21 protein-coding genes are annotated in these 25,955 nt (G+C 68.7%); 4 read left to right on the forward strand and 17 right to left on the reverse strand.

What is annotated here, in order from left to right; translation table 11 throughout:
* Positions 1-28: 28 nt before the first annotated feature.
* Genes F6B42_RS00930 through F6B42_RS00940 form a run of 3 tightly spaced genes read right to left on the reverse strand, consistent with a single transcriptional unit; the run spans position 29 to position 3,632 of the window.
* Positions 29-895, reverse strand: a complete 867-nt coding sequence (locus F6B42_RS00930) for an ATP-binding cassette domain-containing protein (RefSeq protein WP_150417719.1) — start codon at positions 893-895, stop codon at positions 29-31.
* Complete coding sequence (locus F6B42_RS00935; protein WP_223878270.1) at positions 892-2,694, reverse strand: dipeptide/oligopeptide/nickel ABC transporter permease/ATP-binding protein; 1,803 nt, start codon at positions 2,692-2,694, stop codon at positions 892-894. The genes F6B42_RS00930 and F6B42_RS00935 overlap by 4 nt, the downstream gene beginning before the upstream one ends.
* Positions 2,691-3,632 carry an ABC transporter permease gene (locus F6B42_RS00940; protein ID WP_150417720.1) on the reverse strand — a complete coding sequence of 314 codons (942 nt, stop codon included), beginning with the start codon at positions 3,630-3,632 and terminating at the stop codon, positions 2,691-2,693. Before F6B42_RS00940 ends, F6B42_RS00935 begins: the two co-directional genes overlap by 4 nt.
* A gap of 271 nt (positions 3,633-3,903) precedes the next feature.
* Here F6B42_RS00940 and F6B42_RS00945 point away from each other — a divergent pair, with 271 nt between their 5' ends.
* The gene (locus tag F6B42_RS00945; protein ID WP_150417721.1) at positions 3,904-4,896 is read left to right on the forward strand and encodes a D-2-hydroxyacid dehydrogenase; all 993 of its coding nucleotides are present in this window, start codon (positions 3,904-3,906) and stop codon (positions 4,894-4,896) included.
* Between the two features lie 78 nt (positions 4,897-4,974).
* Here the strand turns inward: F6B42_RS00945 and F6B42_RS00950 are convergent, their stop codons facing one another.
* Positions 4,975-6,516: an ABC transporter substrate-binding protein gene (locus tag F6B42_RS00950; RefSeq protein WP_150417722.1), complete on the reverse strand. Its 1,542-nt coding sequence runs from the start codon at positions 6,514-6,516 to the stop codon at positions 4,975-4,977.
* 188 nt (positions 6,517-6,704) lie between these two features.
* On the opposite strand from F6B42_RS00950, the gene F6B42_RS00955 reads away from it, so the two are divergent.
* Positions 6,705-7,811, forward strand: a complete 1,107-nt coding sequence (locus F6B42_RS00955; RefSeq protein ID WP_150417723.1) for a mandelate racemase/muconate lactonizing enzyme family protein — start codon at positions 6,705-6,707, stop codon at positions 7,809-7,811.
* Positions 7,812-7,843: 32 nt separating this feature from the next.
* Here the strand turns inward: F6B42_RS00955 and F6B42_RS00960 are convergent, their stop codons facing one another.
* The 9 genes from F6B42_RS00960 to manD all read right to left on the reverse strand — a co-directional run bounded on the left by F6B42_RS00960 (position 7,844) and on the right by manD (position 20,413).
* A complete protein-coding gene (locus tag F6B42_RS00960; RefSeq protein WP_150417724.1) occupies positions 7,844-8,794 on the reverse strand; it encodes a DUF4862 family protein in 951 nt (316 codons plus the stop codon).
* Entirely contained in the window at positions 8,791-9,627 is an 837-nt protein-coding gene (locus F6B42_RS00965; RefSeq protein ID WP_150417725.1) for a fumarylacetoacetate hydrolase family protein, read from the reverse strand. Before F6B42_RS00965 ends, F6B42_RS00960 begins: the two co-directional genes overlap by 4 nt.
* A complete protein-coding gene (locus F6B42_RS00970; RefSeq protein ID WP_150417726.1) occupies positions 9,624-11,828 on the reverse strand; it encodes a malate synthase G in 2,205 nt (734 codons plus the stop codon). The genes F6B42_RS00965 and F6B42_RS00970 overlap by 4 nt, the downstream gene beginning before the upstream one ends.
* A gap of 79 nt (positions 11,829-11,907) precedes the next feature.
* A complete protein-coding gene (gene uidA / locus F6B42_RS00975) occupies positions 11,908-13,710 on the reverse strand; it encodes a beta-glucuronidase (protein WP_150417727.1) in 1,803 nt (600 codons plus the stop codon).
* Between the two features lie 76 nt (positions 13,711-13,786).
* Entirely contained in the window at positions 13,787-15,463 is a 1,677-nt protein-coding gene (locus F6B42_RS00980) for an MFS transporter (RefSeq protein WP_223878271.1), read from the reverse strand.
* Complete coding sequence (locus tag F6B42_RS00985; RefSeq protein WP_150417729.1) at positions 15,460-16,287, reverse strand: SDR family oxidoreductase; 828 nt, start codon at positions 16,285-16,287, stop codon at positions 15,460-15,462. Before F6B42_RS00985 ends, F6B42_RS00980 begins: the two co-directional genes overlap by 4 nt.
* On the reverse strand, positions 16,284-17,717 hold the full coding sequence (locus tag F6B42_RS00990) for a mannitol dehydrogenase family protein (protein WP_150417730.1): 1,434 nt from the start codon (positions 17,715-17,717) through the stop codon (positions 16,284-16,286). The genes F6B42_RS00985 and F6B42_RS00990 overlap by 4 nt, the downstream gene beginning before the upstream one ends.
* A complete protein-coding gene (uxaC, locus tag F6B42_RS00995) occupies positions 17,714-19,132 on the reverse strand; it encodes a glucuronate isomerase (protein ID WP_150417731.1) in 1,419 nt (472 codons plus the stop codon). The genes F6B42_RS00990 and uxaC overlap by 4 nt, the downstream gene beginning before the upstream one ends.
* A 42-nt stretch (positions 19,133-19,174) precedes the next feature.
* Positions 19,175-20,413, reverse strand: a complete 1,239-nt coding sequence (manD, locus tag F6B42_RS01000) for a D-mannonate dehydratase ManD (protein WP_150417732.1) — start codon at positions 20,411-20,413, stop codon at positions 19,175-19,177.
* Positions 20,414-20,656: 243 nt separating this feature from the next.
* On the opposite strand from manD, the gene F6B42_RS01005 reads away from it, so the two are divergent.
* Entirely contained in the window at positions 20,657-21,727 is a 1,071-nt protein-coding gene (locus F6B42_RS01005; RefSeq protein ID WP_191089228.1) for a LacI family DNA-binding transcriptional regulator, read from the forward strand.
* A 27-nt stretch (positions 21,728-21,754) separates the two neighbouring features.
* On the opposite strand, the gene F6B42_RS01010 is transcribed toward F6B42_RS01005, so the two are convergent.
* Positions 21,755-22,033: a Na+/H+ antiporter subunit E gene (locus F6B42_RS01010; protein ID WP_191089229.1), complete on the reverse strand. Its 279-nt coding sequence runs from the start codon at positions 22,031-22,033 to the stop codon at positions 21,755-21,757.
* A gap of 84 nt (positions 22,034-22,117) precedes the next feature.
* On the opposite strand from F6B42_RS01010, the gene F6B42_RS01015 reads away from it, so the two are divergent.
* Complete coding sequence (locus tag F6B42_RS01015; RefSeq protein ID WP_223878272.1) at positions 22,118-22,957, forward strand: alpha/beta fold hydrolase; 840 nt, start codon at positions 22,118-22,120, stop codon at positions 22,955-22,957.
* On the opposite strand, the gene F6B42_RS01020 is transcribed toward F6B42_RS01015, so the two are convergent.
* Genes F6B42_RS01020 through F6B42_RS01030 form a run of 3 tightly spaced genes read right to left on the reverse strand, consistent with a single transcriptional unit; the run spans position 22,926 to position 25,884 of the window.
* The gene (locus tag F6B42_RS01020) at positions 22,926-24,005 is read right to left on the reverse strand and encodes a Gfo/Idh/MocA family protein (protein ID WP_223878273.1); all 1,080 of its coding nucleotides are present in this window, start codon (positions 24,003-24,005) and stop codon (positions 22,926-22,928) included. The genes F6B42_RS01015 and F6B42_RS01020 overlap by 32 nt on opposite strands.
* On the reverse strand, positions 24,002-24,694 hold the full coding sequence (locus F6B42_RS01025) for a ThuA domain-containing protein (RefSeq protein ID WP_150417736.1): 693 nt from the start codon (positions 24,692-24,694) through the stop codon (positions 24,002-24,004). The genes F6B42_RS01020 and F6B42_RS01025 overlap by 4 nt, the downstream gene beginning before the upstream one ends.
* Positions 24,691-25,884, reverse strand: a complete 1,194-nt coding sequence (locus F6B42_RS01030) for a Gfo/Idh/MocA family protein (RefSeq protein WP_150417737.1) — start codon at positions 25,882-25,884, stop codon at positions 24,691-24,693. Before F6B42_RS01030 ends, F6B42_RS01025 begins: the two co-directional genes overlap by 4 nt.
* Positions 25,885-25,955 lie beyond the last annotated feature (71 nt).

Genomic DNA, 25,955 nt, shown 5'->3' on the forward strand with positions numbered 1-25,955 from the left:
TCATCGTGCAGGGCCTTCCGCGGTGCTCCTAGAGGGAGATCGTGGCCGAGCTCCTGGTGTCGAGCAGCCCGGCTTCTTGCAGGCGGCGGCGAGCCGCGCGGCGCTCGCGTTGCAGCGTCGGGTCCGCCACCGGAGACGCGAAGAGCAGTCGCCGGGTGTAGGGGTGCTCCGGCCGCGAGGTCACCGCGTCCGCGAGGCCTTCCTCGACGATATCGCCCTTGTAGATCACCGCCACTCGATCGCTGACGTGGCGCACGACGGCGAGGTCGTGCGAGATGAAGAGCAGCGCGACGCCGGTATTGCGTTGGATATCCTGCAGCAGTTCGAGCACGATCGCCTGCGTCGACAGGTCCAGAGCCGATACGGCTTCATCGCACACGATCAGTTCCGGCTCCGGTGCCAGCGCACGCGCGATCGCGACTCGCTGGCGCTGACCGCCGCTGAACTCGCGCGGCAGCCGGTCCGCGGCATCCTTCGGCAGGCCGACGCGGTCGAGGAGACCGACCACCTTCGCTCGGGCATCCCGCGGCGTTGCGCCCTGGACGATCAGGGGTTCGCTCAGGATGTCACCGACGGTGAGCGCCGGATTCAGCGAGGAGTACGGATCCTGGAAGATGACCTGGATCTGGCGGGCGAGTTCCCGGCGGCGCTTCGGCGTCGCGTGGGTGATGTCCTCGTCGCGGAACCGGATGCTGCCCCCCGATGCCTTCACCAGGCCCAGGACGGCGCGTCCGATCGTCGTCTTCCCGGATCCGGATTCACCGACCAGCCCGAGCACCTCCCCAGCGTCGATCCGGAGATTCACGCCGTGCAGGACTTCGGTCGGTTTCGCGCGGAACCCACGCCCGGGAAACGATACTTTCAGTCCATCGACGGTCAGGAGTCCGTGGTTCATGCGCGCGTTCCGCTCGTCGTCGGCGTGAGGTCCTCAACATCGATCTCGACGAAGTCGTCATCGAGGATCGAGTCCAAGAGCTTGCGGGTGTAGGGATGTTCGGGATCACGGAAGACCGTGAACACGTCGCCCGACTCGACGATCTCGCCCTGACGCATCACCACGATCCGATCGCACATGTCGGCGACGACTCCGAAGTTGTGGGTGACGAGCAGAATCGCCATGCCCATCTCCGCTTGGAGGTCCCGGAGGAGATCGAGGATCTCGGCCTGGATGGTGACGTCGAGCGCCGTGGTGGGCTCGTCCGCGATGAGCACCTTGGGCTTTCCTGCGACCGCCGCCGCGATCAGCACGCGCTGCGCCATTCCGCCGGAGATCTGATGGGGATAGGACGCGAAGGTCGCGCGGGGGTCCGCAATGCCGACGCGCGCGAGAAGCTGCAGAGCATAGGCCCGGGCTTCGCGTTTGCTCCGGGACGTGGTCGCGCGAATACCTTCCACCAGCTGCGAGCCGATGGTGAACGTCGAATCCAAGCTCGACATGGGCTCCTGAGGCACATAGGCGATCGTTCCGCCGCGCAGCGAGCGCAGATCCTTCTCGCTGAGATCGAGGATCTCGCGGCCCTCGAGAAGGATCGACCCTGCTGTGATCCGTGCGGCCGGCGGGAGCAGGCCGAGGGCTGCGAAGGCCGTCTGCGTCTTGCCCGAGCCCGACTCGCCGACCAGGCCGAGGGTCTCGCCTACGCGCAGCTCGAGCGAGACCCCCTTCAGAATCTCTCGCATCTCGCCATCGGGTTTCGGGTACCCGAGTCGGAGGTCACGAATGGCGAGGACGACGTCCGACTGCCCCGCGGCGATGTTGGCGGGATCGCCGGTCGCGGCGCGGCGCTGTCTCGTCGCCTTCGTCCCCAGCTTGGCGGCCTGGGGCCGTTCTCCTTCGAGAGCGTCGCGGAGGGAATTGCCCAAGAGCACCAGGCTCGCGCTCATCAACCCCCACAGCGCCGCCGGCCAGATGAACTGCAGCGGATGAACGTAGAGGTTCTGGAACCCCGACGAGAGCATCGCCCCGAAACTGGGCTCCTCGGCTGACCCGAGGCCCAGGAAGGCGAGGCCCGACTGCACACCGATCGAGGTGCCGATCAGGAAGGCGGTCGCGATGATCACCGGTCCTCGCACGACGGGCATGACGTGTCGCAGGAGAATCCGGATCGTGCTCACCCCGGAGACGCGGGCCGCATCGACGAAGAGCTCCCCCTTCACACCGACGGTCACATTCCGGACGATGCGGTAGATGCCCGGGGAGAGGAGGATTCCGAAGATCAGCATCGTCGCGCGGAAGTCGCCTCCCGTCAGGGGCATGAGCGCGATGAGGATCAGCAAGCCGGGGAACGCCATGATCAAGCTGAAGAGCCATTCAATGCCGGCCCGCAGCCGCGTGCCGAAGTACCCGCCGATGAGCCCTGCGGTCATGCCGATCACGATCGCCACTCCTGCGCCGATCAGGCCGGAAATCGCGGCGGTGTTGATCGAGTAGATCAGCCGCGCGAAGATATCGCGACCGCTCTGATCGCCGCCGAGCAGGTATCCCTCCGTGCCCACCGGGGCGTTGACCGCGCTCAACGACGAGTCGTTGGGGCCGTGCTGGGTGATCAGCGGCGCCAGGACGCCCGCGGCGAACGCCAGCACCAGGAACCCACCCGTCAGCACTGCCTGCGAATCGCGGAGCAGGCGGCGCCAGGGACCGCGTCGCGGGCTCTTCGACGTGGATTCGGCTTCGATGAGGATGGTGTCGGTACTCAATGGACTCTCGCCTTCGGGTTGAGCCAGCCATTGACCAGATCGGTCACGAGGTTGACGAATACGACCAGGGAGACACCGAAGACGATGATCCCCAGGATGACGGGAAGGTCGCCCTGCAGCGAGGAGTTGAACGCGAAGGACCCGAAGCCCGGCAGCGCGAAGACGTTCTCGATGATGATCGCGCCGCCGAACATCCCGATCACCTCGAGCGACAGGACGACGAGGGCCGGCGAGGCCGCGTTCCTCAAGGCATGCTTGTAGACGATGACGCGGGTGGGGATGCCGCGCGACCGCAGGACGCGTACGTAATCCTTCTGCAGCTCGCCGATCATCGTGCCGCGGACCTGCGCGGACATGTTGGCCACGCCGTTGATGACCAGCACGATCACCGGGATCGTGATCGCCGCCGCCCATGCCGACGGACTCTCCGAGAAAGGCGTGAAGCCCGTCGCCGGGAACCAGCGGAGGTTGATGGCGAAGACGACGACGAGCGCGATCGCGATGAGCAGGTTCGGCAGCAGGTGACCGATGAGCGAGACGCCCTGCGCCGCGCGATCGACGGCACCCGCGCGCGACGCCGCCAGCACACCGAGGATGACGCTGAGGATCGTGCTGATCGCCAGAGCCACCAGCACGATCGAGAACGTCACTCCGAGACGTTGGATCACGGCGGGTGCCACCGGCTCGCTCGTGAAGTAGGAGATTCCGAAGTCGCCGCGGAACACCCCGAAGATCCAGTCGGCGTACTGAAGGATGAGCGGCCGGTTCAGCCCCAGCTCGGTCTTCTTCGCCTCGATCGCCTCCGGCGAGGCCGCTGCCCCGAGCAGGTTCGCCGCGATCCCGTCGAACGAGAAGCTCAGCAGCCAGTAGGTGATGAACGTCACGAGGATGGCGAGAACGACGCCGCTCGCGATGCGCCGGAGCGAATAGCCGATCACGACCGCTCCCCCGCCCGCACGGCCACGTCGTGGGGCCAGCGCGATCCCGGGTGCCCGGAGCGATGCCCAGGTCGGATCCGCCGAGCGGGACAGTTCAGCATGGAGCGACTCCTTCGTCATCGGGTCGGTGCCAGCGTCTGCCACCGCACACCTAGTGAACCACGCGCCCGATCTAGTTGCAACCGGTTGCCAAACAGAGGGACCGACTCCATACTCGTGTCGTGGGGAGAACTGACCATCGTGGTCCCCGGCCCCGCAGAGAGGCCAGCCGATGGCAGACAGAGACATCCGGAGCGTGCTCATCACGCTTCCCTTCCCCGCTGATGAGCTCGCTCAACTCGAGGCGGCCTTCGCCCCAGCCGACGTGATCGTGACGCGGCCGAACGATGCTGCGGCGATCGAACGGGCGCTCCAGCACGTGGACGTGGCTGTTCACGTCTGGGAGCTGGATGACAGATTCCTCAGAGCGCCTCTCCTGCGATGGGTCCACTGCGACCGCGCAGGGCTGGCCCGTTCGGCGCGACCCGAGGTGTTCGAGAAGGGGCTGATCGTCACGGGGTCGGCCGGGCGCTCGGCGCCGGCTCTGGCGCAGCATGCCTTCTTCTTCGCCCTGGGTCTGGCATTCGACGCACGGGCGCTGGCGGAGAAGCAGTCCCGCCACGAATGGGGCGGCATTCCGGGCTACCACGACCGGCTCGCCCTTCACGGTCAGACGCTCGGAGTGGTGGGGCTCGGCAGCACGGGGCGGGAGATCGCACGGCTCGCTCGAGCATTCGGCATGCGCACCATCGGCTACACCCGCAGTGCGAACGTGCCGGAGGGCCTGGTGGACCAGCTGCTCGTGGCGCAATCGGGGGACGACATCATGGATCTCATCCCACGATCCGACGTCATCATGATCGCCGCGCCCCTCACCGACGAGACGTTTCACCTCTTCGATGCGCACCGGATCGGCGCGATGAAGCCGTCGGCCACCCTCATCAACGTCGCCCGCGGCCAGATCGTCGATCACGACGCGCTCTTTCGTGCACTCACGACGCATCAGATCGCGGGTGCCGGGCTGGATGTCACCCATCCCGAACCGCTGCCGCCGGAGTCTCCCCTCTGGGACCTTCCGAACGTCATCATCACGCCCCACGTGTCTCCGAAGCTCGCCGACCGGACGCAGCGCTCCGTGGACATCATCGTGGAGAATGTCCGCCGCTATCGAGCCGGCCGACCGATGCTGAATCAGCTGCGTCCGGAGGATCGGTTCTCGCGCTGAGTTCGCACACCTCGACGACAGACGCGCGGCCCGCTTCGTGAGAAGCGGGCCGCGCGTCTGTCAGCACGTCTGCGGCGGTCAGCCCGCGACGCCGTAGAGTCGCACGGTCGAGAAGGGAGTGGTCCCGTCGCCGAGCCGCTCGATGCCGTCCTTGATGCCGAGGGTGGTTCCCAGGTAGAACAGCGGAGCGAAGAGGGCGTTCTCGGTCACCCAGCGGTTGATGTCCTGGTAGATCACAGCTCGCTTGTCGTCGTCCAGCTCGCTGTTGGCGGCGGCGATCAGCTCGTCGAGCTCGGGATCGTTCCACGTGAACGGGTTCTGCGCGGCGCTCTGCAGCTGACGAACCGTCTCGCGCTCCGGCGGCACGGCAGCCGACGTCGCGAAGAACGCCGGATACTGCCCCGTCGCTACGGCGGCGTTCGCGCTCCCGGCCGGCACCGCATCCCAGACGACGGTGATCCCGACATCGGCCAGCGCCTGACTGATGGTGGGCTCGAAGTTCAACGACACCGGCGAACTCGGCATCGTCAGTGTGAAGCCGTCCGCATAGCCCGCCTCGTCGAGAAGCTCCCGCGCCTTGTCGACGTCGTAGTCGTAGTAGCCCTCGAGCTCTTCGAGGTACGCGCTCCCCTTGGCATTGAAGAGCTGATCGGTCGCCTGCCCGGCCCCGAACAGCAGCTGCTCGACCATCTGCTCGCGAGGCAGGGCGTAGTTGATCGCCTGACGCACGCGAACATCGGCGAGAGCCGGCTCCTTGACGCCGCCGCGATCGGCGAGGTTGATGAAGGCTCCGGAGATCGCGGGCACGAACTGCGTGTAGATCCCGTTGCCCTCGACACTGCTCACCTGATTGGCCGGGACGCTGGCGACGTCGACCTGTCCGGACCGCAGCGCGTTCACCTGAGCCGTCTGATCCTGCAGCACCTTCACCGTGAACGTCTGGAACGGATACTGGTCGACGTTCCAGTAGTCCGCACGCCGCTCGAGAACGTAGCTCGAGCCGTTGACGCTCCGCTCGGTGTTCAGCGTGTACGGGCCCGAGCCGATGGGATTCGTCGTAGTGCGCTCGTCGTCGACGGTTGCGGGATGGGCGATCGCGCCCCCGTCCTGCGTCATGTTGAAGAGGAACGCGGGGTCGTGGGTGGAGAAGGTCAGCACCACGGTCTGCGCGTCGGGAGCCTCGACGGCGGTGACGTACTGCATCTTCTCCTGCTGCTGACCCGTGCGCTCCTTGTTGCGGTCGAGGGTCGCCTTCACTGCCCCGGCATCCACGGGGTCGCCGTTGCTGAAGGTCATGTCCTCGCGGATCGTGAAGGTGAGGGTCAGACCGTCCTCGCTCCATTCCCACGCGGATGCCGCGTTCGGCTGGATGACGCCCTCGTTGTCGCGGTAGAGGAGGGTGTCGTAGATCGACGACCAGACGAAGGCCTGCTGCCCCGCATCGAGATCGACGGGGTCCAGGGAACGCGGTGGGCTCTGCACCGCAAGACTGAGCGTGGCCGTGCTGTCGGCCCCGTCGCCGGACTGCGTGGTCGGCTCCGCGCCGGCGGCGCATCCCGCGAGCCCGATCGCGACCGTGACCGCTGCGGCGGCCGCGATGGCCCTGCGCGTACGTTTCATGAATGGCGTGTGCACAACCGAACTCCTTCGTTGGTGGCTCCGGCGCCGGGTGCCGGATGACTGGTGCACGATCACCATACGCGTGTGGCAACCGATTGACTAGACATCCGCGACGGAAATGACAACCGGTTGCCGATTCGTTACCCTGCTCATCAGAACCAGGCCGCTAAGCGACTCGAGGAGAACCGGTGAAGATCACGCACGTGGAGACGTACTCGCGCGGGCCACTACTGTCCGTGGTGCGAGTGCGCACCGACGACGGTCATGAAGGATGGGGACAGACCGCACCGTACTACGCCGACATCTCCACGGCCATGCTCCATTCGTACGTCGCGCCGTACTTCATCGGCTCGGATCCCTGGGACTGGGAAGCCCTCGTGGATCGGTTCACTCTCAAGGTCCACAAGGTCTACGGCTCGATCCTCTGGCGCGCACTGTGCGGGATCGACTCGGCGATATACGACCTCCTCGCGAAGTCCGTGAATCGACCCGTCTATCAGCTCCTCGGCGGTGCGGTGCGCACGAGGATACCGGTGTACGGCTCGTCGATGAGCCGGAAGACGACGCCGGAGGCCGAGGCGGATCGCATGCTCGCGTTGCGCGAGTCGCACGGATTCCGCGCCTTCAAGCTGCGCATCGGTACGGTCATGGGCAGGGACGCCGATGTCTGGCAAGGGCGCACCTCATCGATGATCACCACCGTCCGGGACGCCCTCGGTCCTGACGTCGTGATCCACGCCGATGCGAACGGCGGCTATTCGGCGCCCGAGGCCATCCGCGTCGGGCGCCTGCTCGAGGACAACGGGTACGGACATTTCGAGGAGCCGTGCGCGTACACCGACCTCGAGTCGACGGCGCACGTTGCATCCGTCCTGGACATCCCGGTCGCCGCCGGCGAGCAGGAGACATCGCTGCCGCAATTCCACCGGATGACCCAGACCCGGACCGTCGACATCATCCAGCCCGATATCGGATACGTGGGTGGCCTCGCCCGCGCCCGTAAGGTGTTGCAGATGGCGGAGGCTGCGGGCATCGCAGCCGCCCCGCACAGCGCGAACCCCTCGCTGATCCAGGTGTTCAACCTGCACCTCGCCGCATCCCAGCCGGCCGCCACCGGCCACCAGGAGTGGGGAATCGAAGCGTTCCCGTACTTCCAGGGGATCTATTCCCCGATGCCCGAGGTCATCGATGGTCATGTCGAGTTGGGCACCGCACCCGGTTGGGGCGTGGAGATCCTCCCGGAATTCCTGGAGGCAGCCGATCACGCGGTCACCGACACGGCTTCGACTCGCTGAGCGGCGCTCGCCGCCGACGGCGGCGAGCGCCCTCAACTACTGTGATCGGGACCCGCGCCTCGCATGCACCGATCGACCACCGCCAGGAGCCGCAAGGTCTCCTCGAGGCGGTCGATCCCCCTCCGCTCGGGGTGCGCTGTCGTCTTGACGCCGACGTACGCGAGGTCACGGGGCAGCCGCCGGACGGCGCTCGCCACCCGCGCCGTGGTGAGCAGCGACGTCGGCTCGTCGACATCGAGGGGCAGATGAACATCGCGCCACGGACCGCCGTAGGCGCTTTCCACGGCCGCCGCGCCCGAGAAGAAATACGCGCCCAGCAGCCCGGCGTCGAGGGCAAGATCGAGATGGTGCTCAGCTCCCTCGGGGGCCGCGGCCTCGATGGCGGACCGGCCCCAGTTCAGCGCGATCCTGAGCTCCGACCCGAACCGCGCGGACACCGCGGCCATCGCATCCATCTCCTCCGCCAACGACAGGTAGCCCTTCTGCACCTCGCCGGAGGATCGGAATGCGTCGCAGTGCTCCACGATGAGACGGCTTCCGCCCCAATCCCACGACACGATCTCCTCCAGGGACCGCTCGAGGTCGCCGGTCGTGGACCGCGCACGTCCACGGTTCGGTGCGGAATGGAGTTCGACCGCCAGCACAGGTCTTTCGAGCTCCCGGATGTGCTGCCGCATCGCGGCGACGTCCGCGACCGCGGCTCGGCGGCCGGCGTCGTCGGCGGAGGCGAGCCCGTACGCGGGATAGCGGTGTCCCGCGCCGAGCGTGCGTCGGATCGCGGTGACCACCACCGACCAGTCGGGATCGAGAAGGGCGGCGAGCCGTCCGCTTCCCTCGGGGTGCAGGCCGTTCGTGTACGACAGCTCGAGTCCGTCGACGAGGGGATCGGCGCGCAGCGCTTCGTACCACCGGGCCTCCGCCCGGTGGTCGTCGGCCAGCTCACGCGCCGCGGCGGCGTACGCGGAGACGATGCGTTCGGTCATCGTGCCGAACCACCCGGGTCTTCGGTCGAAGCTCGCCGCAGATGACGGCCGGCCCCGACGGGCTCCGTGCGCGCGAGCGCGACGACGTCGTTCTCCAGCACGCCCAGGGCTGCCATCGATATGCGGACGACGTTGCCTGCGCGCAGAGCTGCCCGCCCCGCCGGGCTGCCCGTCAGGATCAGATCTCCCGGCTCGAGCGTGAAGACGGCCGACGCCATCTCGATGATCTCGGCGATGCCCAACCTCATCGTCCGCACGCTTTCATTCGTCACCTCCACCCCGTCGACGCTCATCACGATGTTCTGGTCGGCGGGGTCGAGATCGGTCTCGATCCACGGGCCGACGGGGCAGAAGGTGTCGTACCCCTTGGCTCGCGTCCACTGCCCGTCGGCGGACATCAGATCACGGGCGGAGACGTCGTTGGCCAGCACGTATCCGAAGACATGCGAGAGCGCACGGGATGCCGCGACATTCCGCGCTCGACGGCCGATGACCACTCCCAGTTCGGGCTCCGGTTCGATGAGGTCGCTCTCCTCCGGGAGCTCGATCGACGCGCCACTGCCCACCACCGCCGACGGCGGCTTGAGGAACAGCACAGGACCGAGGTCCGGGCTCCAGCCCATCTCGCCGACGTGCGAGCGGTAGTTGCGTCCGACGCAGACGATCTTGGACGGCATCACCGGAGCGATCAGGCGCACGTCCGCTCGCGGTATGGCCGTCCCCGCCGTCGTCACCGTACCCGTTGTCGGGTCCCCGGCGAGCGGAGTGACGGCATCCGCGTCCAGAATGCCCCACGAGCTCCCCTCGCCGTACTCGAAGCGCACGAACCTCATCGGCTCCCGCCGATGCGCACATCCGCCCGGCGTTCCTCCGACTTCTTCGCGCGTCGCATCTCGTGCAGAAGCGGTTCGGTGTAGCCGTTCGGCTGCCGGGCGCCCTCGAAGATCAGCCGCCGCGCCGCGCTCAGGGCGAGCCCGCCCCCCGCGCCGCCGCTGAGCGGGGTGTAGAGCGGGTCGGCCGCGTTCTGCTCGTCGACGACGAGGGACAGTCGGCGAAGGCTGTCATCGACGTCGGCCTCGCTGATGACGCCGTGAAGCAGCCAGTTCGCCAGAAGCTGGCTCGAGATGCGCAGCGTGGCACGGTCCTCCATCAGCGCGACGCCGTGGATGTCCGGGACCTTCGAGCATCCGATGCCCTGATCCACCCACCGGACGACATACCCGAGAATCGACTGGACACTGTTGTCGAGTTCGCGCCGGACCGTGTCGCGGTCGAGGTCGCCCGCTGCGAGCGGGGGCGTCAGCAGATCCTGCTGCTTCGGGGCCGGCCGGTCCGCGAGCGCGTCCGCCACCTCCACTCCGTCGACGTCGTGGTAGTGCAGGGCGTGCAGTGTCGCGGCCGTCGGGGACGGCACCCAGGCGGTCGTCGCGCCGGCGCGCAGCTGCGCGCCCTTCTGCTCCAGCATGTCTCGCATGAGATCCGGCATCGCCCACATGCCCTTGCCGATCTGGCCTCGGCCGCGGAGCCCCGCTCCGGTGCCGACGGCGACGTTCGACTCCTCGTAAGCGCGAAGCCAGACCGCGTCGCGCATGCGTCCCTTGGCAATCATCACGCCGGCGTGCATCGAGGTGTGGATCTCATCGCCGGTGCGATCGAGGAAACCCGTGTTGATGAAGGCGACGCGGTCGTCCACGGCGTGGATGCATGCCGCGAGATTGACCGAAGTGCGACGCTCCTCATCCATGATCCCGATCTTGATCGTGGCGTGCGGGAGCCCGAACAGCGCCTCGACGCGGGCGAACAGCTCGCCGGCGAAAGCGACCTCAGCGGGTCCGTGCATCTTCGGCTTCACGATATACACGGAGCCCTCTCGGGAGTTCCGTCCCGCAACCGGGCCGCGGAGATCGGCGAGAGACCCGAGAACCGTCACGACCGCATCGAGGATCCCTTCCGGCACCGGGGAGCCGTCCGCGCAGCGAACGGCGTCGGTCGTCATCAGGTGCCCGACATTGCGCACCCACAGCAGGGCACGGCCGGGAAGGGCGATGGCGCGCCCGTCCGCGGCTGTGTACGTCCGGTCGTCCGCAAGGACGCGGCGGAAGGTCCGCCCGCCCTTCTCGACGTCGGCGCTGAGCGTTCCTCTCATCAATCCCAGCCAGTTGCGATAGCCGAGGACTTTGTCATCGACATCCACCGCGGCCACGGAATCCTCCAGGTCCATGATCGTCGTCACGGCCGACTCGAGGACGATGTCGGCGACACCCGCCCGGTCCGACGCTCCGATCGGGCTCTCGCGGTCGACGATGATATCGAGGTGCAGACCGTGGTGCTCGAGGAGGACGGACTTCGGCTCCCGGGGGTCCCCGGTGTACCCGGCGAACAGTTCCGGCTCGGCCAGCAGGCGTTCCCGACCGCTGCAGTCGGCGCGCAGAGCACCGTCCACGACGCGATACGCATCGACGTCTGCGTGAGACCCCGACTCGAGGGGCGCGACGTCGTCCAGAAGACGACGCCCGAAGGCGACGACGGCGGCACCCCGTTCAGGGTTGTACGTCTTCCCGCGGGCCAGGGCCCCGTGCTCAGAGATGGCGTCCGTGCCGTACAGCGCGTCGTACAGAGAGCCCCACCGCGCGTTCGCGGCGTTCACCGCGAACCGCGCGTTCAACAGCGGAACGACGAGCTGGGGGCCGGCGACGCGGGCGACCTCCGCGTCGACGTCCTGCGTCCGCACCCGCACCGTGGCGGGCTGCGGGAGGACGTACCCGATCGCCTCGAGGTGCCGGCGATAGTCGGCGGCATCCACTCGCCCTGGATTGCGCCGATGATAATCGTCGATCTGCGTCTGGAGCCGGTCGCGCTCGGCGAGCAGCTCGGCGTTGATCGGCGTCAGGTCGCGCAGGATGTCCGCGAGCCCGGCCCAGAAGGTCCCGGCATCGATTCCCGTCCCGTCCAGCGCCTCGTTCTCGATGAAGTCGACGAGAGGCGTGCCGACGTCGAGGCCGGCACGCTCCGTCCGTGATCGCGTGGTTATCATGATGCTCCCGTCGTGCGCCCCGGGGCGCCAGGTGTGAGGTGGACGATGTCGTCCTCGATGTCGTGAGGTGACCGGCCGGTCAGACCCCGTCGGACGTGGGCTTCCGGCCGCTCAGCCCGCTCCAACGAGCGCGGAGGGTGTGCGCTGCAGCTTTGGGCTGACGGTCGCGGGTGAAGATGCCCTTCTTGTTCCCGCCCACGCGATGCAGCCCCGCACCGGTCCGGAAGTCCGCGAAGTTCCAGACGTGTTCGCCGACGAACTCGGGGTAGTCGTCGAAGACCCGGTGATGCATGTCCAGGTACGCCTGCTGATATTCCTCGGACCAGGGCGCCGCATCGACGGCGTGCAGCCCGGCAAGGGTGTCCGCGCCGTACTCCATCATGAAGACCGGCCGCTGGAAACGCTCGATCCACGCTTCGATGTCCGCCCGCAGCTTCTGCTCCGCCGAGACCAGGTCCGCGAGGTCGATGTACCAGCCGAAGTATCGGTTGATGCCCACGACGTCGAAGAGGTCGGCGATCTGATCGTTCTGCGCGTTCGCCATCAGCCACGCGGTGTAGGTCAATGGGCGCGTCGGATCCAACTCTCGGGCCAGATCGGTCAGGGGCGCGAAGTACTCCCGCGCCCCGTCCTCCTGCCCCGCCGGTTCGTTGGCGATGCACCACATCACGACCGACGGGTGATTCTTGTCTCGGGCGATGAGCTCCCGAAGGTGCTGCGCATGAGTCGCCTGGGTCTTCTCCCCGAGCGTCTCCGGCGAGAACGTGGGCGGCGGGTTGCGCTGGGTCATCCCCCCGGCGACGCCGAGGTTGAAGCCCACCGCCGAGGTCTCGTCGATCACGATGATCCCGTGCCGGTCGGCGTAGTCGAGCACCTCCTCCGCGTACGGGTAGTGCGAGGTTCGGAAGGAGTTGGCGCCGATCCAGTCCAGCAGCTGGAAGTCGTGGACGAGGTAGGCGTCGTCGTGCCCCTTCCCGCGCACCGCGGTGTCCTCGTGCTTGCCGAAGCCCGTGAAGTAGAACGGTTCGCCGTTCAGCAGGAACTGTGTTCCGCGCACCTCGACCGTTCGGATGCCCACGTTCACCGTGTAGACGTCGGCCACCTCACCGCCGGCAGGATCGAGAACCGTGATCTCGAGGACATAGAGGTACGCCGCCCCGGCGCGCCACAGGTTGGCGTCCGGTACCCGGAGTCGGGCCGTCGTTCCCGACCCCTCCGCAACGACAGCGTCATCCTCGTCCCGCAGCACCAGGCGGATGTCCGCGGACCCCGTGGTCTCGAGGGCGACGTCGACCACGCCGGCGGTGTTCTCGATCGACGTCACCACGGTCACGTCCGCCACCCGCAGGTCGGGGACGTGCAGCAGCGATACCGACCGGGCGAGTCCGGCGTAGTTGAAGAAGTCGTGGTGGTACTGCTGCTTGCGGCGCCCGTCGGGGAGGTCGAAGATGTGCCCGGGCGGCACGGTGTGCTCGGTCAGCTCGTTGTTCACGCCGACGGTGAGTCGGAAACGCGCCCCGGGCTCGACCAGGTCGGTGACATCGAACTCGAAGGGCGTGTATCCGCCGATGTGCTCGCCGACGAAGGTGTCGTTCACGTAGACGCGACCCTCGTGCGTCGCCGCGTCGAACCGCAGGACGATTCGGCCGTCGACCCATGGCCGCGGCACATCGACGAAGCGCTGGTACCAGACCCACCCGACGTGATTGCGGATCGCCGGATCGACGAACTGATCGTTGTAGCTGGCAGGGACAGCGACGTCCAGCGAGCCGCGCAACGCACGCTCCCACGGGGTGGTGTCGTCAGCGTGATCCAGCGCGAAGCGCCAGATCCCGTCCAGATTGGCGATCTCGCGCGTGGCGCCGGCCTGCGGTTTCAGCATGTTACGTCTCCTGGTTCTCGTCGAGGTCGGCAGCCGATCAGTCCGGTGCCGGCCTCCGTGTCATCAAAGCATTCGGTCATGGTTTTGGCAACCGGTTTCCATCACGGACGTCGCGCGGCCCGTCTCCGGAGCCGGTATCCGGCTGCGCGAGCTCAGCCGGCGATGTCGAGTCGACGACTCCCCCGGCCAGACCGATGGCCGCCTCGCGCTCGGCGTCTGCGATCCGTTCGCCTCGCGTCTTCGTGCTGAGCGCGACCGGCGGCAGGCATGCGATGCATACGACGGCCAGCGCCGCGAGGCCCGCGCAGACGAGGTAGGCGTCTCCGACGCCGCGCGCATACGACTGCGCCACGACAGCCTGCACGGCAGCCGGCAGCGCGGCGCCGTCACCCCCGGACGTCGGGTCTGCTCCATCGAGGCTCACCCCTGCCTCACGGGCCACAACCGGAGCGAGAGCCGAGACACGCCACGCGACCATGGCGCCGAGCGCGGCCACCCCGACGGTCCCGCCGAGGGTTCGGAAGAACGTGATGCTCGCGGTGGCCACGCCCAGCTGTCCAGGGTGAACGCTGTTCTCGGCCACGAGGATGAGGTTCTGCATCACGCTCCCGATGCCGATCCCGACGAGCACGAGATACCCCCACAGCAGGGGAACAGGGGTCGCGATCGTGATGGTGCCCAGCAGAGCCAGGCCGAGGGCCTGGCATGACGCGCCGACGACCATCCACCGCTTCCAGTGACCGAACCGGCTCACGAGCGCACCGACGACCGTCGACGCCACGGTGACCGCGATGAGCTGCGGCATCGTGATGAGGCTCGAATCGGTCGCGCTGGCGTCGCGGGCCACCTGCAGGTACTGGCTCATGAATATCGCGACGCCGTACGTCGCCACACCGACGGCGACGCTCGCGCACACGGCCAGGACGAAGGCGCGGTTGCGGAACAGACTCAGCGGGATGATGGGCTCGCGGGCACGCGACTCGACCCAAGCGGCCGATGCGAGGGTGACGATCGTGCCGGCGAGCAGGACCGCACTGGTGATCGACAGCCAGGGGAAGTGGACGCCGCCGAACGAGACCCAGATGAGCAGCCCGGATATCCCCAGAGTGATGAGTGCGGCACCGAGGTAGTCGACGGACCGATGCCGGGTGCCGCGCGTCGCGGGGAGGGTGAGCGCGACGACAACCAGCGAGCCGAGAGCGATGACACCGGACCCGACGAAGTTCCATCGCCACCCGAAGAGATCCGTCACGAGCCCGCCGACGAGCGGACCGGCGATGGTGCCGGCGGCAGTGACCGCGCCGAGAAGACCCATGTACTTGCCGCGCTCGCGGGGACTGATGATGTCAGCCAGAACGATCTGGATCAGCGACAGAAGCCCGCCCGCCCCGATGCCCTGAACTGCCCGGCCGGCGATCAGGGTCAGCGCCTCGGGGGCGGCCGCCGCCGTGACCGAGCCGGCGATGAAGAAGATCAGCGCCGCGAGGACGAGCGCTCGGCGACTGAGCAGGTCTCCGAGCTTGCCCCAGATCGGAGTGCTCACGGTGATCGCCAGCAGCGTGGCGGTGACGATCCACGTGAAAGCCGTCTGCGACCCGTTCAGGTCCTGCACGACGCGCGGCAGCGAGGTCGACACGATGGAGGTCGCGAGCATAGCGACGAGGAGACCGCTGAGGAGGCCGAAGAGTGTTCGTCCGATCGGGGGGCGTGCTCCGGCGATGGCGGGCGATGGACTGTCGACGGGCACGGTCACCCTCGGTCCGCCGGCGCGCGACCGATGATGTCCCGCAGCAGCAGGTCCACACGGGCCTGAGCCCTCTCGGCAACATCGCCCCCGGGCGCGACGTGCACGCGACCCGCCGCAACGGCTTCCAGCGCGGCGTCGGCCACCTGGCGCGGGGAGAGGATGTCGGGCCGAAGGGAGCGCATGTCGACGGGGGGTCCCGATGGCGCGGAGATCGCTCCGAGGGTGGCCGAGTTCGCTCCCAGCGGCGTGTCGACGAGCCCCGGACACAGGACGGTCGCCCCCAGCGCCCCGGAGATCGCTCTCAGTTCGATGTCGAGCGTCTCGGTGAGCCCGACGACGGCGTGCATGGTGGTCGTGTACGGGGACCGGCCGGCCAGTGGTGCCAGTCCGGCGGACGACGCGGTGTTGAGCACGTGGCCGGACCCCTGTGCCACGAGGTGCGGAACGAACGAGCGGATGCCGTGGATCACGCCCATGACCTTGACCCGGATCATGCGATCCCACGTCGCCGGCTCTTGTTCCCATGCGGGCATCGCCGGAGAGACGAGTCCCGCGTTGTTGCACACGAGATCCACTCGACCGAACGCCTCCATGGTCGACGAGGCGAGGGCGTCGACGTCGGCAGCCTCGGACACATCGGCGCGCACGCCGATCGCCCTCCCCGGGGCGCCGCGTCCGTTCAGGTGCTCGAGAGCTGCGGGGAGGGCATCGTGACGGATGTCGGAGACGACGACGCTGCCGCCGCGGTCGACGACCGCCTCTGCCAGACCGAGACCGATGCCGCTGGCTCCGCCCGTGATGACCGCGACGGTCTCCGATGTGATGTTCACGATGTCCTCCTCGGGCCGTTCTCGGCAGGCGGGTTCTGGGCGGCATCCCGTACGCGGGAGACGAATGAGGGATCGGCGCCGAGGCGAGGGTCCACGACGGCGACCAGAGCGGCGCAGCCGTCGTCATGGGACCGGGCAGCCGCCACGTCGTCCCCGCGGGCATCGGTCATCGAATGCCCCGCGAGGACCCGGCGCACCCACGCGGCGAAGACGTCCGCGCACGCGGCAGCCGTCCGGCCCGCCCGCAGCTCGGCGAGCGCGACGGGCGCGATCCGCACCCGGAGCTTCGTCACGCTCTCCGCCTCGATCTGTGCGAGATCGTGCGCTATGCGGCTGTTGCCGAAGCGCTGCAGGAGCGCCGAGCGGTAGCGGGGGAGATCGAGATGACTCGGAAGGTGCGCGCACGCTTCGTCCCAGAACCGCTCCACGGCGCCGGCGCACCCGGGGTCGGCGATCGCATCCGCGACCGTGCCATGACCGCGGAGCTGACCGGCGTGCGCGAGAAGCGTGTGCGCTCCGTTGAGCAGCCAGAGCTTGCGGCTCTCGAACGGCGCGATGTCGTCCGTGAAGACCGCGCCCGCTCGTTCCCATGCGGGCCGCCCTGCCGGGAAATCTCCGCAGAGCGTCCAGCTCGAATACGGCTCCGTGATGACCGGCGCAGCGTCGTGCCACCCGGTCCGGGCCGCGACGGCCCGCACGTCGTCGGCGGTCGTCCGCGGCGTGATCCGGTCCACCGAGGTCGACACGAACGACACGAAGGTCTCGATCCAATCCGCGAGATGCGTGTCCCACGCTCTCGCGAAGGCGAGGGTTCCGGTCCGTACGTATTCGCCGTTGCCGGGGATGTTGTCGCAGGGGACCACGGCGATCGCGCCGCTTCCCACTCGTCGTCGGGCGGCGAGCCCACGGACGAGTCGCGCGAGCGGGCTCACGGGGACCTGTCCGCCGTTCGCGGATCGCAGAGCGAGGATGTCCGCCGCGACGATCTCGTCGCCGGGATCCGGGGATCCATCGGGGAGCAGGCGATATCCCGACTCGGTGACGGTCAGCGTGACGACCGCCGTGCTCTCGGCGGCGATGCGTTCGTCCCAGAGGTCGACGCGGTCTCCGGAAATGACCTCGCTGATGCTCGTCACGACGGTCGAGCGATCACCGTCGGGCCCCCGCTCGACGAGGGTGAACAGTCCGTCCTGAGGGCTGAGCAGGTCGGCCACCGCCGCTGTGCGACCGGTGAAGGCGGCGATGCCCCACTCGTTCGCATCGTCGACCTCAGCGGTGTACCACGCTTGATGAGCCCGCGCGAACGCTCCCAAACCGAGGTGCACGATGCGGACGGGCGCCCGGTCGGCGGCGGCTCCCCGGTCGACCGCGTAGGCGGTTCGGTCGAGCCGGGTTGCTTCGGCGACGTCGGCCGGTGCGGTGCCACTCACAGCTTGAAGGCCCGTCGCGGGATCGCGTCGACGAGATCGAGCGCGATGCGCTCCGCCTGCCGGATACTGAGGCGACCCTCGCGCACGTACCGGGCGAGGAAGCCCGCGTCGGAGCGGCGCGCCGCGTCGTGTCGGGCGGGGATCGACAGGAACGCTCGCGTGTCGTCGATGAATCCCGACCCGTTGTAGAAGCCGGCTGTCTCCGTCGTGGCCGAACGGAACCGCTGGATCGCATCGGGCGCGTCCAGGAACCACCACGGGGCGCCGATGAAGACGCTCGGATAGAAGCCGGCGAGCGGGGCGATCTCACGGCTGTACACCGTCTCGTCCACGGTGAACAGGATGAGGTGGAAATCCGCCGCCGTCCCGAAGCGCTGCAGCAGCGGACGCAGGGCTCGGGTGTACTCGGTCGCCACGGGGATGTCGTGGCCCGTGTCGGGGCCGTACGCCGCGAACGTCTCGGTGGAGTGGTTCCGGAGCACGCCGGGGTGCACCGTCATCACGAGACCGTCCCGCACGCTCATCTCCGCGGACATGAGCAGCATGTGTCCGGCGAACACTTCCGCCTCGTCCTCGGAGAGGCGGCCGGACACGGCGCGACGGTACAGACGAGCTGCCTCATCGTGCTCGAGCTCGACGGTGAACGGCTGTCGCACCCCATGGTCGGCGGAGACGGCGCCGTGCGCGATGAAGTACTCGCGTCGCGCTCGGAGTCCGTCCAGGTAGGCGTCGTAGTCGGCCACGGGGGAACCCGACCAAGCCGCCAGCGCCTCCGTACGCGACACGAACGACGGCGCCTGCGGATCGAGATAGGCATCCGGACGGAAAGTCGGGAGCACGCGGCCGCGAAGTGTCGCATCGGCAGCGAGCTCCCGGTGCGCGGACAGATCGTCGAGCGGGTCATCGGTGGTCGCGAGGACATCTATCGCGAAGCGCTCGAACAGCGCACGGGGACGGTACTCCGCGAGGCGGAGCTGTCCGGAGATGGCGTCGAAGTGAGCATCGGCTCGATCCGCCGAGGGCTCCTCGCGCAGTCCGAAGAGCTCCACGAACTCGTCGCGGAGCCAGTAGCCCGAAGCAGTGCCGGCGAACAGCTCCCACCGGGAGGCGAACGCTCGCCACACCTCCCGGGGATCGTACGGGCCTCCCCCCGCTCCGAGGTCCGCGAGATCCACTCCCGCCGAACGGAGGATGCGCGTCACATAGTGGTCGTGGACGATGAACAGTTCGGCGGGGTCGGCGAAAGGCCGATCCTCGCGGAGCAGGTCCGGTGAAACGTGGCCGTGCGGCGAGATGATGGGAGCATCGGCGACGGAGTCGTACAGATCGCGCGCGATGGCGCGGGTCGCGTCATCGGCGGGAAGCAGTCGGTCCGGATGCAGAACCGTCGTCGCTACCGGTGAGGAGGGTGTCATCGTCGTCCTTCTCGAGGCGAGGCTGTGAGGGGGCCCGGTTCGTCACCAATCGTGGACGGTGCCGTCCAACAGGCGGTTGTACGGGAGGTAGGCCTGCTCGTACGGGTACCTGCCCGCCTCGTCCACGTCGAGCTCCACTCCCAGGCCCGGCTTGTCGCCGGGATGCAGATAGCCATCGGTCCATGTGAACGACTGTTGGAAGACCTCGTCCGTTCTCCGTCCGTGCCTCATGTACTCCTGGATGCCGAAGTTGTGGATCGACAGCCCCAGGTGCATCGCGGCGGCCATGCCGACCGGCGAGATGTCGGTCGGGCCGTGCATTCCGGACTTGATCTGGTACATCGCCGCGTAGTCGAGCGTCTTCTTCAGCGGCGAGATGCCTCCCATGTGGGTGACGGCTCCGCGAACGTAGTCGATCAGCTGGTCGCGGATGATGTCCTTGAAATCCCACACCGTGTTGAAGATCTCGCCGATCGCGAGCGGAGTCGTGGTGTGCTGACGCACCAGACGCAGCGCTTCCTGATTCTCGGCGGGCGTGCAGTCTTCGAGCCAGAACAGATCGTACGGTTCGAGATCCTTGCCCAGCCGCGCAGCCTGGATGGGCGTCATCCGATGATGACCGTCGTGCAGCAGCGGGATGTCGGGGCCGAATTCGCTGCGGACGGCCTCGAACACAGCGGGCAGGTGGTTCAGATAGGCGCGGGTATCCCAGTCCTCCTCCACCGGCTTCGCCCCGCGGCGTGCCGGCTCATGGTCGTAGCGGACGGTCGCATCGCCCACGTCGGCCCCCTGCGCCGCGATGCCGTAGATCGCCTTCAGCGTCGGCACCCCTGTCTGGACCCGAATCGCCTTGTATCCCTGCTCCTGATGGGCGCGGATGGAGTCGAAAAGCTCCGGAAGCTCTTTGCCGGACGCGTGGCCGTAGGCCATCAGCCCGTTCCGCGACGCGCCGCCGAGGAGCTGGTACACGGGCATGCCCGCGATCTTGCCCTTGATATCCCACAGTGCCATGTCGACGGCGGCGATCGCGGCCATCGTGACGGGCCCGCGCCGCCAGTAGGCGCCCCGGTAGAGGAATTGCCAGGTGTCCTCGATGCGCGATTCGTCCGCCCCGATCAGGAGCGGGACGACGTGCTCCCTGAGATAAGCGACGACAGCGAGTTCGCGTCCGTTGAGCGTTGCGTCGCCGAGACCCGTCACTCCGTCGGCCGTCGTGATCTTGAGGGTGACGAAATTGCGATCCGGGCTGGTGACGACGACGTCGGCGCGGTCGATGGTCATTGAACTCTCCTTGGCCTGTGTGCGAACCGCTCATGCGTCGCTGCATCTTCCAGCGGCCCTTTCGGCCCCCGGCCGGTCGGCGTCCGAGCCGGTCATTGCGTTCAGTCAAACACAGCGTCGTTCGGATGGCAAGCGGTTGCCATCAAAGCCGGTTCCATGCCGTTTCTGCGCGGCGGGATAGGCTGGCGACCGAATGCCGGAATCCGCAGCTCGTACGCCGACGTCGAGGAGAAGGGATGGGAAGTGACCGAAGAGAACGATCTCGATGACGTCGCGGCGCGCTCTGCCGACGTCCCCCGCGAGATACGGGAACGGGTCGCGCGACGCGGAGCGGCAACGATCTACGACGTCGCCGCTCTCGCCGGAGTCAACCCCTCAACGGTGTCCCGCGCGCTGACGAAGCCGGGCCGGATCGGACGCAGTACCGAATCCCGCATCCACGCCGCAGCCCGCCAACTCGACTTCCACGTCAACCCGATGGCTCGGGCGCTGCCCACCGGGCGTAGCCATACCATCGGGGTGATCGTTGCGGATATCACCAACCCGGTGATCTTCGGCATCGTCCGCGGCGCCGAACAGGCGGCAGCGCTGGCCGGTTACACGTTGATCATCGCCGAGTCCCAGGAATCCGAGACCGCCGAGCTCGAGACGATCCGGCGCCTCCTCGCGAGTGTCGACGGTCTTGTGCTCGCGACGACCCGACTGTCGGACGACGCCATCTCGGAGATCGCGGAGCGCCGTGCCGTCGTCGTGCTGAACCGCGCAGTGGCGGGTGTCGCAAGTGTCCTTCCCGACGTGCGGAAGGGAGTCGCCGAGCTGATGGAACATGTCATGCATCTCGGTCACACCTCCGTCGCCTACCTCGGCGGGCCCACCGCCTCCTGGATCAGCCAGCGACGCTGGGCGGAGATCGCCGAGCACGCCGCGCGTTCCGGTATCGACGTGGTGAACATCGGGCCGAACAGCCCGACGATCGCGGGCGGAGACGCCGCGTGGGAGCGAGCCCGCGTGCACATGCCCACGGTCGTCGTCGCATTCAACGACCTGCTGGCGATCGGATTGATGCAGGCGGCCGCGCGCTCCGGCACGGACATCCCCGGCAGCGTGGCGGTCGCGGGTTTCGACGATATATTCGGCAGCGATCTGATCGTTCCGGCACTCACGACGGTGCGGTCCGAGCTGCCCACCGCGGGAGAGCGGGCCGTCCGCCACCTCCTCGCCGGGCTCGGCGTCGAGGGAGCGAGGAGCGAGGTCGATCGACTCTTCGACACGTCTCTGATCATTCGCCAGTCCACCGGTCCGCGCGCGGGGTGACGGAGGCCGGGACGACCCGCCGGAAGGTCAGCGGGGCGACTCGATGCGCGCGATGCGGTGCTCGAGTGCGGCGAGCGAGCTCGCGACATCCAGATCCGGGCTGATCACGTGCACGTGGACCGAACGACCGTCGATCTGCGCCGTGAGGCTCCCCGGCATGAGGTTCGCGACGAGCGCGAGCGCCGCGCGCCCCGTCGGCGACGTCAGCCCGGTGTCGTAGACGACCCACTTCGGCGCGACATCGGGACGCGGCAGCCAGACCGCGCGACGGGCGACGTCCACGCCTCCGACGAGCGTGCGCTGCACGCTATCCAGATCGCGAAGCCGGAATCATCCGCTGGTGTCGTGCGGCACGGCACGGTATGGCGCCGGTGACCCTAGGATCCGAGGGTGACGAGGATCCCGCTCGATGACTCCCCGGTCGTCGTGCTGCTGCACGGGTGGCCGGGTCTGCCGTCCGACTACGACGCGGTCGTCGACCAGCTCGGCGGCATCCGGGTCATCCGGCCCGATCTCGCCGGTTTCGGGACCGCGCACCGCGACCTCGCGTCGGATGCCGAGGCGACCGCCGAGGCGCACGCCGCGCGCATCCTCGCCGAGCTCGATCGCCAGGGCATCCGCGGGAACGCGATCATCGTGGGCTACGACATCGGCAGCCGGATCGCGCAGGCCGCCCTCCGCGCCGAACCGACGCGGTTCGCCGGCGCGGTCCTGACACCGGCCTATCCCGGGATCGGCGACCGCGCGGCATCCCCCGCCCTCGCCTCGATCTTCTGGTACCAGCACTTCCATCGCGAGCCGGTCGCCGCCGCGCTCATCGACGACGACGAGGATGCCGTTCGCACCTACCTCGGCTACATCTTCACGAGCTGGCGCGGCGACGACGCCCCGACGGAGCCGCCGCACCTCGACGAGATCGTCGCCGCCTACGCCCGCCCGGGCGCGTTCGCCGCGAGCCTGCGGTGGTACCGGGCGAACCGCGGCTACGCGGCCGACGCCGAGCCGATCGCCACGCCGACCGCGATGCTGTGGCCGGGCGGCGATCCGCTCTTCCCGGTCGACTGGTCCGACAACCTCTCGCAGCATTTCGCCGACGTCCGGCACGAGATCGTCGAGGGCTGCGGGCACGTCGTCCCCGTCGAGCGGCCCGATGCCGTGGTCGCGGCGATCCGCGGGCACCTCGGGAACGCCACCGGGGTCAGCGCGCCGTCCAGACCTCCGCGGGCGTGAGCGGGACGAGCGTCGGGCGCTCCGCCGTCGTCGTCAGCGTCTCGCGCCGGCCCGACGCCGCCGAGGCGGAGAGCGCGCTCATGATCTCGAGCACGTGGAGTCCGATGGCGCCGCTCGCGCGGGCCGCTCCCGAGGCGAAGTCGATCAGGCCGATCCCGCGCCCCGCGTCGACGTAGCCCGCGCCGGGCTCGACCGGCTGCCATCCCCCACCGCGCGCGTGCAGTCTGACCTCTCCGTCGAAACGGTTGGGGTCGGGGACCACGAGCGACCCGTCGACCCCGTGGACCTCGATCGGTGCCGCCGTCGACCGGACGCCGTCGAAGCTCATCGTCACCGTCGACAGCGCTCCCGACGTGTGATGCAGGATGCCGGTGAGGTGCGTGTCGACCTCGACGCCGATCCGTTCACCCACCCGCGGCCCCGAGGCGATGACGCGTTCGTCGCGCGAGCGCGTCGCGGCGCCCGACACCGCGTCGACGGGGCCGAGCAGCTGAACGAGGGAGGTCACGTAGTACGGCCCCATGTCGAGCATCGGTCCGCCGCCCCGGCGGTAGTAGAAGTCCGGATGCGGGTGCCACGCCTCGTGGCCGGCCGACACCCACATCGCCGACGCCGACACCGGCTGCCCGATGCGGCCGTCGTCGATCACGGCCCGCGCCGTCTGCACGCCGGTGCCGAGCACCGTGTCGGGTGCGCTGCCGACCCGGACCCCGGCGGCGGTCGCGGCATCGATCACCCGGGTCGCGTCCTCGAAGGTGGCCGCGAGCGGCTTCTCGCCGAAGACGTCCTTGCCGTGCGCGATCGCCGCGAGCGCGACCTCGGCGTGCGCCGCCGGGATCGTCAGGTTCAGCACCATCCGGATCTCGGGATCCGCCAGCAGCTCGGCATTCGTCAGCGCACGGCACCCCGGGATGCTCGCCGCGACGGATTCGGCCCGCGACGCATCCAGATCGGCCACGGCCGCGATGCTTACGTCCGACACGCGGCGGAGCGTCTCGAGGTACTGGCCGGAGATGACGCCGAGTCCGATGATCCCGAGGGTCGTCACCGCGCCGCCCACAGCATCCCCCGCTCGACGATCGTGCGGACGTTCGCATCCTGCAGCACCTCGGGGCTGTGGCCCGGTGTGGCGACGAACACCCGCCCGCGGCCCCAGTCGCGCGTCCAGACCGCCGGCGAGACGATGGGCCGATGCCACGGGTGGTACGGCTGCACGGGATGCGTGGTCGTCGCGAGGACGTCGATGAGCGAGTCGTGCAGGACCCAGTACTGCTCGGTGTGCAGCGCGAAGTCGTCGATGCCGGCGGTGATCTCGTGCGTGCGTCCGAGCCCGGTGATCTCGACGGTGTAGTCGAGGTAGTTGTCGCTCTGATCGCCGCGGACCTCGTCGGGGTGCTTCGAGGGGTGCGTCGCGAACTGGCCGCCGACCAGCTGCAGGTAGTCCGAGCTCGCGCGGAACGAGTCGGCGATGCCGCCGTGCCAGCCGGCCAGCCCGGCGCCCGCCGCGACGGCGTCGCGAAGACCCCGGATCGCCTCGGGCGATGCCGTGGACATGGTCACGGACTGGACGATCAGGTCGACCCGGGCCATCCGCTCGGCGTCGGCGTACACCTGCGGATCGTCCTCGACGGCGACCTCGAACCCGCTGCCGCGGAGGAAGGGGAGGAAGAGCTCGGTGGCCTCGACCGGATGGTGGCCGTCCCATCCCCCTCGGACGACGAGTGCGGTGCGGGTCATGCGTGGTTCCCTTCGACGGAGGTCAGGATGCTGTCGTGCGCGGCGCTCTGCTCGACCGCCGCGAGGACGCGCTGCACCTGCATCGCCTCGGCGAAGCCCGGCGACGCAGCCGTCCCTCCGGTCACGGCGCGCACGAAGTCGACGGCCTGGTGCGTGAACAGGTGCTCGTAGCCCAGGCCGTGACCGGCCGGCCACCAGGCGCCGGCGTAGGGATGCTGCGCCTCGGTCACCTGCACCCGGCGGAAGCCCTGAGCACTGTCGGGTGCCGCGTCGTAGACCTCGAGCTCGTTCATGCGCTCGAAGTCGAATGCGATCGAGCCGCGGTCACCGTTGATCTCGATGCGGTTGGCGTTCCGCCGCCCCGTCGCCATGCGCGTCGCCTCGAACACCCCGAGCGCGCCGCCGCCGAAGCGCGCCGTGAAGGCCGCAGCGTCGTCCACCGTGACGGGCAGCCGGTCGGACGCGTCGTCACCCGCACCGCCGAGCCCCTCGACCGCCGAGCGACGCGGCCGCGTCGGCACGAACGTCCGCAGCTGCGCCGACACGGCGGCGATGCGCCGCCCGACCAGCCACTGAGCCGTGTCGATGCTGTGCGCTCCGATGTCGCCGAGCGCGCCGGATCCGGCCCGCTCGCGGTCGAGCCGCCACGTGTGGGGGGAGTCGGCATCCGCCAGCCAGTCCTGCAGGTACTGGGCGCGGACGTGTCGGATCTCGCCGATCCGGCCCTCGGCGACGAGCTGACGCGCGAGAGCCAGCGCGGGGGTTCGGCGGTAGCTGAATCCGCACATCGCGACGGCGCCCGATCGCTCGGATGCCGCGGCCGCCGCATCCGTCATCTGCTGCGCCTCGGCGACCGAGTTCGCGAGCGGCTTCTCGCAGAGCACGTGCTTCCCGGCCTCGAGCGCAGCCAGCGCGATCTCGGCGTGCGTATCGCCCGGCGTGCAGATGTCGACGACGTCGATGTCGTCGCGGTCGACGGCCGTGCGCCAGTCGGTCGAGTGCTCCGGCCACCCCAGGCGCGCGGCGGCGGGCGCCGTCGCGGGGGCATCCCGACCGACGAGCAGAACGGGCTCGGGAGTCCGCGCGAGATCGAAGAACCGCGGCGCCGTCAGCCAGGCCTGGGTGTGCATGCGCCCCATGAACCCGGTCCCGATCATCGCGATGCGCAGCGGCGCCGTGCTCGTCGTCATCCTCGACCTCGCCTTCCGGCATCGACGATGCCACCGCGGCTCCCGCCGGTCGAGGTTCTTGCGCAAAACTG

Origin of the sequence: Microbacterium radiodurans, from assembly GCF_008710705.1 — a bacterium.
In the GTDB taxonomy this organism is placed as follows: Bacteria; Actinomycetota; Actinomycetes; order Actinomycetales; family Microbacteriaceae; genus Microbacterium; species Microbacterium radiodurans.

Coding starts and splice junctions, on each gene's coding strand:
- F6B42_RS01025 (WP_150417736.1), bottom strand. CDS start 24,694: ATGACCCGCACCGCACTCGTCGTCCGAGGGGGATGGGACGGCCACCAT.
- manD (WP_150417732.1), bottom strand. CDS start 20,413: ATGACCATCGACCGCGCCGACGTCGTCGTCACCAGCCCGGATCGCAAT.
- F6B42_RS00965 (WP_150417725.1), bottom strand. CDS start 9,627: ATGAGGTTCGTGCGCTTCGAGTACGGCGAGGGGAGCTCGTGGGGCATT.
- uxaC (WP_150417731.1), bottom strand. CDS start 19,132: ATGACACCCTCCTCACCGGTAGCGACGACGGTTCTGCATCCGGACCGA.
- F6B42_RS00950 (WP_150417722.1), bottom strand. CDS start 6,516: ATGAAACGTACGCGCAGGGCCATCGCGGCCGCCGCAGCGGTCACGGTC.
- F6B42_RS01030 (WP_150417737.1), bottom strand. CDS start 25,884: ATGACGACGAGCACGGCGCCGCTGCGCATCGCGATGATCGGGACCGGG.
- uidA (WP_150417727.1), bottom strand. CDS start 13,710: ATGCTGAAACCGCAGGCCGGCGCCACGCGCGAGATCGCCAATCTGGAC.
- F6B42_RS00970 (WP_150417726.1), bottom strand. CDS start 11,828: ATGATAACCACGCGATCACGGACGGAGCGTGCCGGCCTCGACGTCGGC.
- F6B42_RS00930 (WP_150417719.1), bottom strand. CDS start 895: ATGAACCACGGACTCCTGACCGTCGATGGACTGAAAGTATCGTTTCCC.
- F6B42_RS00960 (WP_150417724.1), bottom strand. CDS start 8,794: ATGACCGAACGCATCGTCTCCGCGTACGCCGCCGCGGCGCGTGAGCTG.
- F6B42_RS00945 (WP_150417721.1), top strand. CDS start 3,904: ATGGCAGACAGAGACATCCGGAGCGTGCTCATCACGCTTCCCTTCCCC.